The following is a 345-nucleotide window of genomic DNA, read 5'->3' on the forward strand; positions in this document are numbered from 1 at the left end:
AAGGACCGGGATCCCGAGTGGTTCAAGCGCGCCGTCTTCTACGAGGTCCTCGTCCGCTCCTTCCAGGACAGCAACGGTGACGGTGTGGGCGACCTCAAGGGACTGACCGCCAAGCTCGACTACCTGCAGTGGCTGGGGGTCGACTGCCTCTGGCTGCCGCCCTTCTTCCAGTCGCCGCTGCGGGACGGCGGTTACGACGTCTCGGACTACACCGCGGTCCTGCCCGAGTTCGGTGACCTCGCCGACTTCGTGGAGTTCGTCGACGCCGCCCACCAGCGCGGCATGCGCGTGATCATCGACTTCGTCATGAACCACACCAGCGACCAGCACCCGTGGTTCCAGGAG

Annotated in this window: 1 protein-coding gene; it reads left to right on the top strand. The window is 65.8% G+C overall.

Translation table 11 applies throughout. The features are described from left to right. Positions 1-345, top strand: a 345-nt coding sequence (locus AC5P09_RS52220) for an alpha-amylase family glycosyl hydrolase (RefSeq protein ID WP_493880665.1), incomplete at both ends; no start/stop codon positions are given.

It is taken from the genome of Streptomyces sp. a15 (genome assembly GCF_059026085.1).